Below are 9112 nucleotides of genomic sequence, written 5' to 3'. Positions count from 1 at the left end.
CGACGACGCAATCCAGCGCTGAGCCTGCCGCTCTGGATTGCCGCGCGTCCTACGGACGCTCGCAATGACGCTGTGGGACGTCGCGAGGAAGGGCCGGAACCGCAAATTCAGCACCTGTCGCCCCAGGATCCCGGCACAGGGCCGGGATGACAAGAGAGAAAATCTCTCGTCAGTCCTTCTTGCCTGTCTTGTCCGGCGTGCGGCCGAAATTCGGCGCGGGCGTTTCCTGTCCCGCCTCGATGATCGAGCGGCGGATATCGCGTGTGCGCGTGAAGAGGCTGAAAAGCGCATCGCCGTCGCCCCAGCGGATCGCGCGCTGTAGCGCCGACAGATCTTCCGAAAACCGCGCCAGCATCTCGAGGATCGGTTCGCGATTGTTGAGGCAGACATCGCGCCACATGGTCGGGTCCGACGCGGCAAGACGCGTGAAGTCGCGGAAACCGGAGGCGGAATATTTGATGACTTCCGATTCCGTCACCGTTTCCAGATCGTTCGCCGTGCCGACGATGTTATAGGCGATGATATGCGGCAGATGGCTGACGATGGCGAGCACCATGTCGTGGTGACGCGGCTCCATCACATCGACGGTCGAGCCGCAACCCTGCCAGAAGGCGGTGAGCTGTTCGGTCGCCTCGCGGTCCGTCCCGGGCACCGGCGTCAGGATGCACCAGCGATTGTCGAAGAGTTCCGCAAAGCCCGCTTCGGGGCCGGACTGCTCCGTACCGGCGATGGGATGGCCGGGAATGAAATGCACGCCTTCGGGCACATGCGGGCCGACATCGCGGATGACGGCCATCTTCACCGAGCCCACATCGGTGAGGATCGCACCGGGCTTCAGCGCCTTTTCTATTTCCGCGGCCACCGGCCCGAGCGCGCCGACGGGCACGCAGAGGATGACGAGGTCGGCATCTTTCACCGCATCCGCCGCCGTCTCATGCGCGCTGTCGATGAAGCCGATTTCATGCGCGCGCTTGCGGGTTTCTTCCGAGCGCGCATAGCCCGCAATGTGCTTTGCGAGATTGCCGCGCTTCACCGCATGGCCGATGGAACCGCCGATAAGGCCGAGACCAACAAGTGCGATACGCTCGAAAAGCGGTTCGCTCATGACGCACCGCCCTTCATGAAGTCGGCAAGCGCGTCCACCACCAGCCGGTTCGCCTCTTCCGTGCCGACGGAAAGCCGCAGGCAATCGGGCAGCCCGTAAGACGAGACGGCGCGCAGGATGAGACCGCGCTTCATCAGAAAGGCATCCGCCTCCGCCGCCGTCTTGCCGGGCGCATCGGGAAAGCGGACGAGCAGGAAGTTCGCCGCGCTCGGCGTCACCTCAAGGCCCAGCGCCGAAATCCGCTCCGTGAGCCACTGAAGCCATTCGTCGTTATGCGCGCGGGCCTTTTCCACATGGGCGATATCTTCCATCGCCGCGACACCTGCCATCATGGCCGGCGTCGAGACGTTGAAGGGACCGCGCACGCGGTTGAGCGTGTCGCAGACATGGGCCGGCCCGTAGAGCCAGCCGAGACGCGCGGCGGCGAGCCCGTAGATCTTCGAAAAGGTGCGCGTCATCACGACGTTTTCATTCGTCGCGACAAGCTCGATCCCGGCTTCGTAATCGTTGCGGGTCACATATTCAGCATAGGCCGCGTCGATCACGAGCAGGATGTCGGGGCGGAGCCCCGCCTGAAGCCGCTTCATCTCATCCGAGGGCAGATAGGTGCCGGTCGGATTGTTGGGATTGGCGATGAAGACGATCTTCGTCTTCTCCGTCACCGCGGCAAGCACCGCATCGACATCGGTCTTGAGATCCTTCTCCGGCACCTGAATGCAGGTGCCGCCCGCCGCCTTCGTCACGATGGGATAGACGAGAAAGCCGTGCTCGCTCGCAATCGTCTCGTCGCCCTCGCCCACATAGCACTGGGCGAGAAGATGCAGGAGTTCGTCGGACCCCGCGCCGCAGACGAGGCGGTCGGCGGCAAGGCCGAAGCGCTTTGCAAGCGCCTCGCGCAAGGGCGCGGCGGAGCCTTCCGGATAATGTTCGAGATCCTGCGCCGCGGCGACATAGGCCTCGCGCGCCTTCGGGCTCGGCCCCAGCGGCGTCTCGTTCGCCGACAGTTTGTAGGTGCGCACGCCCGGGTCGGCCTTGGCGCGGCCGCCCACATAGGGTTCGATCTTTTCGATGCCGGGTTGCGGTGTCGGTTTCGTCATGAGCTCAGTCCGTATCGGCGTCGCGGCGCACGGGATTGGCAAAGCCGCCCAGCACATATACGTCGTCGACCGGCTCCGCGATCAGGGCGGCAAGACGCGCATCCCCGGCCTCCAGATAGCCCGGCACGGCATAAAGGCTCAGATGACGCGGCTCCCCGTCCTGCGTGACGGCGACACTCAGCCGTTCCGCCTCGATCCCGGCCGCGTTCAGAAGCTGGGCGAGCTTCGTCTCGCTGACGCTGCCGCGCGCGGAAATGGCAATCAGGCTCGTATCGTCGCCGGTGGGCTCGAACTCGGCCTGCGCCACCACAAGCGCGCCGACCTCGCCCTCCATCCCGTCGATATGGGCGAAGGGAAGCTGCGTCACCACGCGAAGCGGCACGCCGCGCCCGGCCAGCGCCGTCCACCAGTCGCCGCCCGGATAATTGCCCGGCCGGGGCAGGATGCCGATGGCGGAACGGTCCTGCGACACGCGGCGGGTGAGATCGCGCATGCTGTCATGCAGCGTCATCTCGGTGATGGAGCCGTAATAATTGCGGGCAAGGTCCCAATAGGCGAGCGCATCGGTATCCGCGCCGCCATAGACCTCCACCCGGAAGGGTCCCTGAATGCGGGTCATGGCGGAAATGATCTCGCGCCAGAGCCGGAAGACGACGCGCAGCGGCAACCGCCCCTCATGGCGACCAGCGAGACGGCGCAGCACCTCCGCCTCGCGGCCCGGGCGGAAGGCAATGAAGCTCCCCTCCCCCGCCGCGCTGGCATCGCGCGCCTTGGCATTGGCGACATCGACGACGAGTTCGGTCCGCTTCATCAGCAGATCGTGGATCGCATCGTCGATCGCATCTATCTCACGCCTCACATCGGCCAGGGCGGGCGCGCTGTCGTCGCCTGTCCCGGCCTGTTTGACGGGGCTTTGTGTCTCGCTCGTCATCTTGTGTCTCACGCACGGAAAAAGGGGCGAAAAGCCGCTGCCCGGCCCCTGCCGCAGGAGCGGTATTCATAAGGGCGGATATGCCCAAAATCAAAGAAAACATTGACATTTCAAGGGGTCCCACCCTAGCTATGCTGCCTGCCCGGGGCGACATATGAGGCCGTCCGCGGGCCGGAAAAAACGCGAAACGACCTCAAAAAGCGCCGCAGGACCGCCGCTCACGCGATGATTACCACCGAAAAGCCGGAAATAGCGGCCGCCGCCGCCGAGGCGGGAGAGCGCGTCAACGCCCGAAGCTGCACCGAAACATTCGGCGCCGACGAGCCCCTGAGGCTCGACAGCGAGGTCGAGCTGTCGCCCTTCACGATCTCCTTCCAGACCTATGGCCGGCTCAATGCCGACAAGTCGAATGTGGTGCTGGTCTGCCACGCGCTGACCGGCGACCAGTTCGCCGCGAGCCCCCATCCCGTCACGGGCAAGCCCGGCTGGTGGTCCAACATGGTCGGCCCGGGCCGCCCCATCGACACCGACCGCTATTTCGTGATCTGCCCCAATGTCATCGGCGGCTGCATGGGCACCACGGGGCCGCGCGACATCAACCAGGAAACCGGCAAACCCTACGGGCTGACCTTTCCCGGCGTCACCATCGCCGACATGGTGCGCGCCCAGGCCATGCTGCTCGACCGGCTGGGCATCGACGACATTTTCTGCGCCATCGGCGGTTCGATGGGCGGCATGCAGGTGCTGCAATGGTGCGCCGCCTATCCTGACCGCGTCTTTTCCGCAATCCCGATTGCGACCGCGGCGCGCCATTCCGCCCAGAACATCGCCTTTCACGAGGTCGGCCGCCAGGCCATCATGGCCGATCCCGAATGGCGCCAGGGCAGCTATCTGGAGCATGGCACGAACCCCGCCAAGGGGCTCGCGGTCGCGCGCATGGCCGCCCATATCACCTATCTGTCGGAAACCGCGCTGCACCGGAAATTCGGCCGCAACCTGCAGGACCGCGACGAGATCACCTATGGCTTCGACGCGGATTTCCAGATCGAATCCTATCTGCGCTATCAGGGCTCGACCTTCGTGGACCGCTTCGACGCCAATTCCTATCTCTACATCACCCGGGCGATGGATTATTTCGACCTCGCCCAGGACCATGGCGGCATCCTCGCCAATGCCTTCCGGGGCACCACTACCCGCTTCTGCGTCATGAGCTTCACCAGCGACTGGCTGTTTCCCACCTCCGACAGCAAGCAGGTGGTGCATGCGCTGAACGCGGTGGCGGCCAATGTGAGCTTCGTCGAGATCGACACCGACAAGGGGCACGACGCCTTCCTGCTGGACGAGCCGGAAATGCTCGACACGCTGTCGGGCTTCCTGGAATCGGCGGCGCAAAGGCGGGGCCTGACGACATGAGCCCCAACAGCCTGACGGGCGGGCGGCCCCTGCCGCATGCGCCGCGTACCGACTTCGACTTCATCGCCGAGAAAATCGCGCCCGGCAGCCGCGTCCTCGACGTGGGCTGCGGCGACGGCGAACTGCTGGCGCGCCTGGTCAAAGAGCGCGGCGTGGACGGGCGCGGCATGGAACTGAGCCAGGAAGGCGTGAACGCAAGCGTGACGCGCGGGCTCTCGGTCATTCAGGGCGACGCCGATACCGATTTGCGCGACTATCCGAAGGATGCATTCGATTATGTGATCCTGAGCCAGACCATTCAGGCGACGCATAATCCGAGCATCGTGCTGCAGGAACTGGCCCGTATCGGGCAGCACATCATCGTGTCCTTCCCCAATTTCGGCCATTGGCGCGTCCGACTGAAACTTCTGCTGCAGGGCCGCATGCCGGAAACGCCCTCGCTGGGCTTTCAGTGGTACGACACGCCCAACATCCATCTGTGCACGCTGCGCGACTTCACCGAGCTGTGCGACACGCTGGGCCTGCATATCGACGATGCGCTGGCCGTGAACGGCACCCGGGCAAAGCGGATCGGCAAGCCCGGCCCGCTCGACAATCTGACGGCGAGCGAAGCCGTCTTCATGATGTCGCGAACGAGCTGAGAACCGTCAGCTTTCATCCTGCCGATGTTGCGTCTGCATGCCCTGCGGGATGGGCGCGGGCGACAAGGCGCGCATGCGCCGGGCGAGCCTGCGTTTGGGCTGCGGCGTCGCGGCATAGATCTGCTTGCCTGCCTCCACCATGATCACCCCGGAAAAACGCGTCCAGAGCGCATGGCCGACCTGCTCCCAGACGCCGGCCGATTGCAGGAAGGGACGCCACTGGATGGGCGGCACATAGAGCGCCGTCTCCCAGCGCGTGGGCGAAAACATGTTCTCGCGCATGAGCTGGGTCAGCTGGGAGCGCGAAAAGGGCTGACCGATGCCGAAGGGCGTACCCTCGCGGCGCGACCACAAGCCCCGCCGGTTGGGCGCCACGATGAGAAGCCGTCCGCCCGGCGCCAGCACGCGCCAGATCTGGCGCATCATGGAACGCACCGCCTCGCTGCCCTCCAGCCCGTGTACCAGCAGGACGCGGTCCATGCTCTCGTCGGGCAGCGGAATTTCGGCCTCGTCCACCAGACAGGTGAGATGCCGTCCATTGGCCGGCCATGCCAGCACGCCCTGCTGGGCGGGCATCAGCCCGATGACGCGCTGCGCCTGCCCCTGAAAGGGCGACAGATAGGGCGTGGCAAAACCGAGCCCGGCGACGTTGAGCCCGCGCACATCCGGCCAGATCTCGCCGATGCGCCGCGTAATCAGCGTCCGCGCCACCTGGCCCAGCGGGCGACCGTAGAAATCGCGAAGATCGATGACATCCATATGCATGGGGCGAAGCCTAGCAGATTCCGTGTAAAGGTTTCCCTCACGAGATGGTAACGGCCTTGGCGTTTCCAAATGCGCCCAAGGGGTTCAATCGCCGCGCAAGGCGCATTAGGGTCTCGTCACACATTCTCCAGCACCGGAGCCGGAACGATGAGCCTCGAAATCCACCAGTTTCCCTGCCTGAACGACAATTACGGCTATCTGGTCCATGAGCCCAAATCGGGCGCGACGGCGGCTATCGACACGCCCGACGCCAAGGCCATCGAAAAGGCGCTCAAGGAAAAGGGCTGGACGCTCACCCATATCCTCAACACGCATCACCATTACGACCATGCGGGCGGCAATGAGGAACTGAAGGCAAAGACCGGCTGCACCATTATCGGCCCCAAGGGCGAGGCGGCGAAAATTCCCGGCCTCGACCGCGCCGTCGGCGACGGCGACATGGTGGAGCTGGGCGAGGCGCGCGCCCGCGTCTTCGACGTGCCGGGCCATACGGCGGGCCATGTCGCCTATTACTTCGAGGATGACGGCGTCGCGTTCGTCGGCGACACGCTCTTCGCGCTCGGCTGCGGACGGCTTTTCGAGGGCACGCCCGAACAAATGTGGACCTCGCTCTCCAAGCTCATGGCGCTGCCCGACGACACCATTGTCTATTGCGCGCATGAATATACGCAGGCCAATGCCCGCTTTGCCGTGACGGTCGATCCCGAGAACGAAGCGCTCGCCGCCCGCGCGAAAGAGATCGACGAAAAGCGCGCTAAAGGCGAATGGACCGTGCCGACGACCATCGGCCTTGAGAAGGCGACCAACCCCTTCCTGCGCGCCGCCGACCCGAAGCTGCGCCACGCCATCGGCCTCGACGCAGCGAGCGATGTGGAGGTCTTCGCCGAGACCCGCCACCGCAAAGACAATTTCTAGAAGCGACACAAGGACCTGCCCGTGACCGATATGAGCCCCGAACAGATCATCGAGATGCTCGACATGCAGCCGCACCCGGAAGGCGGCCATTTCGTCGAGACCTTCCGCGATACGACAGCCGAGATCGAACGGGGGCATTCGACCGCGATCTATTATCTGCTGCGCGAGGGCGAACGCTCTCACTGGCACCGGGTGAAGGATGCCTCGGAGACCTGGCACTGGTATGCGGGCGGGCCGCTGCAGCTTGGCATCGCGCCGGAGACAGGCCCGGCGGAGATCCATTTGCTGGGACAGAACCTCGCCGCCGGCGAACGCCCCCAGATCGTCGTGCCGCGCAATTACTGGCAGGCAGCCGAACCGGTGGGCCTGTGGACGCTGGTCGGCTGCACCGTCGCCCCCGGCTTCGACTTTGCGGCCTTCGAACTCGCCGAAGAGGGCTGGGAGCCGCGCTGAGTCCCGCCCGCGTTGCAGGAGAGCGACATAACCCCGCCAAAATGCGTCTCCGGGCGGACATATCGCTATTTCACACAAGCCCGACAGCCATCCTCGCCTAAGCTCAAGGCATCGCTATCGGCCTTGGGGGGCTTGAGGATGAAACGGGGGCTTGCCGCCACCCTGCTGTTGCTGCCTGTCTGCCTGCTTATTCTTGCGGGCGGGACGGCTGATGCAGCTGCGGCCTGCAAGCCGGAACGCAAGGTGGAGATCGCCACCAGGGGCGGGCCTGCCTATGGCACGCTGCAATATCACCGCATGGCGCCGCTGAAGATGAAGGAAGTGGCGCTCACCTTCGATGACGGGCCGGACCCGCATACGACGCCGCGCATCCTCGATATTCTCGACGCCAATTGCATCAAGGCGACCTTTTTTGTGGTCGGCTATTACGCCGAACGCCATCCGGAAATCGTGCGCGAGATCGCCGCGCGCGGCCATACCATCGGCACCCACACATGGTCGCATCCGAACAATCTGCGTCATTTGTCGCTGGCCGCCGCGCGCCGCCAGATCCGGCGCGGTTTCGCCGCCGTCGAAAAGGCGCTCGCCACCGCGCCCGCTGCAGACAGGCGGCGGCTTGCCCCCTTCTTCCGCTTTCCCGGCCTCAATGACAGCAAGCATCTGATGGGCTGGCTTGGCGCGCGCAACATCGCGACCCTTTCCTGCGAGTTCGGCGCCGACGACTGGAAGCGCATCTCCGCCTCGCAGGTCCGCCGCCGCGCGGTCCGCAACATCAACTCGGTGGGTCGCGGCGTCATCATCCTGCACGACACCAAGCCGCATACCGCCGCCGCGCTGCCCGGCATCATCAAGGATTTGCGCAAGAAGGGTTATCGCTTCGTGCAGCTGACGCCCGCGCCGGGCGCGCGGCAACTGGCGGCAAGCGCGCATGATGCGCTGATTTCGCCCGTCGCCGTCGCGAAGAAGGACGTACCGGAATTACGCGGGACGCGGCACGCGACAGCCGACGACATTCTTGAGCCCGCCATATCAGTGCAATAGGCTTTCGGCATGGGCGAAAAAAAACCGGGCAAAACCGTTCTGCTGCCAAACCGCCGCGATGCCTTGCGCGGCCTGGGCACGCTCGGCCTTGGCACCGCACTCACTTTCGCAGCGCCATCCATCGTCCGCGCGGACACGCCCTACAAGAAGCGGCTGAGGCTCCAGAGCCTCAATTCGGGCGAGAAGCTCGACATGGTCTACTGGGCGGACGGCGAGTATCTGCCCCATGCGCTGAAACGGATGCGCCATTTCATGCGCGACCTGCGCACCGAAACGACGCATGAGATTCACCCCGGCCTGCTCGACCTCATGTGGGAGATCGACCAGAACACGCGCTCGAAAAACCCGATCTACACCATGTCGGGCTACCGCTCGCCGCAGACGAATGAATGGCTGTTGAAACATTCCGACGGCGTCGATCCCGGCAGCTTCCATATGCGCGGCATGGCCGTCGACATCACGCAGAACTTCCTCGACCCGGAGGAAGTCTATCGCGTGGCGCTGAAGCTGAAACGCGGCGGGGCGGGCTACTACCCGACGAAGCGGCCCTTCGTCCATGTAGACATCGGCCCGCTCGACCACTGGGTCTATCCCGCCATGCCGACGCCCGGCCGGGACAAGGAATACGACCGTCAGCAGGCGGAGAAGGCGGCGGCGGAGAAGGGGTAGCACTTCCCTTTACCGTCATGCCCCGCTTCATGCGGGGCATCCACGTCTTTTTCCACTCGCCTGAAGACGTGGATGGGGGGGG

At 64.8% G+C, this 9112-nt stretch carries 10 protein-coding genes; 6 read left to right on the top strand and 4 right to left on the bottom strand.

The window, feature by feature from the left end; genetic code table 11:
• Positions 1–169: 169 nt before the first annotated feature.
• Genes CMI59_RS11600 through CMI59_RS11590 form a run of 3 tightly spaced genes read right to left on the bottom strand, consistent with a single transcriptional unit; the run spans position 170 to position 3133 of the window.
• Positions 170–1105, bottom strand: a complete 936-nt coding sequence (locus CMI59_RS11600) for a prephenate/arogenate dehydrogenase family protein (protein WP_293328416.1) — start codon at positions 1103–1105, stop codon at positions 170–172.
• Positions 1102–2202 carry a histidinol-phosphate transaminase gene (gene hisC / locus CMI59_RS11595; protein WP_293328415.1) on the bottom strand — a complete coding sequence of 367 codons (1101 nt, stop codon included), beginning with the start codon at positions 2200–2202 and terminating at the stop codon, positions 1102–1104. The genes CMI59_RS11600 and hisC overlap by 4 nt, the downstream gene beginning before the upstream one ends.
• Before the next feature lie 4 nt (positions 2203–2206).
• Positions 2207–3133 (bottom strand): chorismate mutase, encoded by a 927-nt coding sequence (locus CMI59_RS11590; RefSeq protein ID WP_293328414.1) that lies wholly within the window; start codon positions 3131–3133, stop codon positions 2207–2209.
• A 225-nt stretch (positions 3134–3358) separates the two neighbouring features.
• Here CMI59_RS11590 and CMI59_RS11585 point away from each other — a divergent pair, with 225 nt between their 5' ends.
• Complete coding sequence (locus CMI59_RS11585; protein ID WP_293328413.1) at positions 3359–4546, top strand: homoserine O-acetyltransferase; 1188 nt, start codon at positions 3359–3361, stop codon at positions 4544–4546.
• Positions 4543–5187, top strand: coding sequence for a methionine biosynthesis protein MetW (metW, locus tag CMI59_RS11580; RefSeq protein WP_293328412.1), 645 nt, complete (start codon positions 4543–4545; stop codon positions 5185–5187). The genes CMI59_RS11585 and metW overlap by 4 nt, the downstream gene beginning before the upstream one ends.
• 6 nt (positions 5188–5193) lie before the next feature.
• Here the strand turns inward: metW and CMI59_RS11575 are convergent, their stop codons facing one another.
• Complete coding sequence (locus CMI59_RS11575) at positions 5194–5952, bottom strand: methyltransferase domain-containing protein (RefSeq protein WP_293328411.1); 759 nt, start codon at positions 5950–5952, stop codon at positions 5194–5196.
• A 147-nt stretch (positions 5953–6099) separates the two neighbouring features.
• On the opposite strand from CMI59_RS11575, the gene gloB reads away from it, so the two are divergent.
• From gloB to CMI59_RS11555, 4 genes are all read left to right on the top strand, one after another.
• Entirely contained in the window at positions 6100–6867 is a 768-nt protein-coding gene (gene gloB / locus CMI59_RS11570; protein WP_293328410.1) for a hydroxyacylglutathione hydrolase, read from the top strand.
• A gap of 30 nt (positions 6868–6897) precedes the next feature.
• Positions 6898–7320 carry a cupin domain-containing protein gene (locus tag CMI59_RS11565; RefSeq protein WP_293328417.1) on the top strand — a complete coding sequence of 141 codons (423 nt, stop codon included), beginning with the start codon at positions 6898–6900 and terminating at the stop codon, positions 7318–7320.
• 138 nt (positions 7321–7458) lie between these two features.
• Complete coding sequence (locus CMI59_RS11560; RefSeq protein WP_293328409.1) at positions 7459–8361, top strand: polysaccharide deacetylase family protein; 903 nt, start codon at positions 7459–7461, stop codon at positions 8359–8361.
• 9 nt (positions 8362–8370) lie between these two features.
• Entirely contained in the window at positions 8371–9030 is a 660-nt protein-coding gene (locus tag CMI59_RS11555; protein ID WP_293328408.1) for a DUF882 domain-containing protein, read from the top strand.
• Positions 9031–9112 lie beyond the last annotated feature (82 nt).

Origin of the sequence: Parvibaculum sp. (assembly GCF_002684405.1) — a bacterium.
GTDB lineage: Bacteria > Pseudomonadota > Alphaproteobacteria > Parvibaculales > Parvibaculaceae > Parvibaculum.
The sequence above is the reverse complement of the archived record's forward strand: the minus strand, read 5'-3'. Positions and strand labels throughout refer to the sequence as shown.

Bases quoted from the DNA above. Each gene is read 5' to 3' on its own strand.
- CMI59_RS11600 (WP_293328416.1), bottom strand. From the start codon at position 1,105: ATGAGCGAACCGCTTTTCGAGCGTATCGCACTTGTTGGTCTCGGCCTT.
- hisC (WP_293328415.1), bottom strand. From the start codon at position 2,202: ATGACGAAACCGACACCGCAACCCGGCATCGAAAAGATCGAACCCTAT.
- CMI59_RS11590 (WP_293328414.1), bottom strand. From the start codon at position 3,133: ATGACGAGCGAGACACAAAGCCCCGTCAAACAGGCCGGGACAGGCGAC.
- CMI59_RS11585 (WP_293328413.1), top strand. From the start codon at position 3,359: ATGATTACCACCGAAAAGCCGGAAATAGCGGCCGCCGCCGCCGAGGCG.
- metW (WP_293328412.1), top strand. From the start codon at position 4,543: ATGAGCCCCAACAGCCTGACGGGCGGGCGGCCCCTGCCGCATGCGCCG.
- CMI59_RS11575 (WP_293328411.1), bottom strand. From the start codon at position 5,952: ATGCATATGGATGTCATCGATCTTCGCGATTTCTACGGTCGCCCGCTG.
- gloB (WP_293328410.1), top strand. From the start codon at position 6,100: ATGAGCCTCGAAATCCACCAGTTTCCCTGCCTGAACGACAATTACGGC.
- CMI59_RS11565 (WP_293328417.1), top strand. From the start codon at position 6,898: ATGAGCCCCGAACAGATCATCGAGATGCTCGACATGCAGCCGCACCCG.
- CMI59_RS11560 (WP_293328409.1), top strand. From the start codon at position 7,459: ATGAAACGGGGGCTTGCCGCCACCCTGCTGTTGCTGCCTGTCTGCCTG.
- CMI59_RS11555 (WP_293328408.1), top strand. From the start codon at position 8,371: ATGGGCGAAAAAAAACCGGGCAAAACCGTTCTGCTGCCAAACCGCCGC.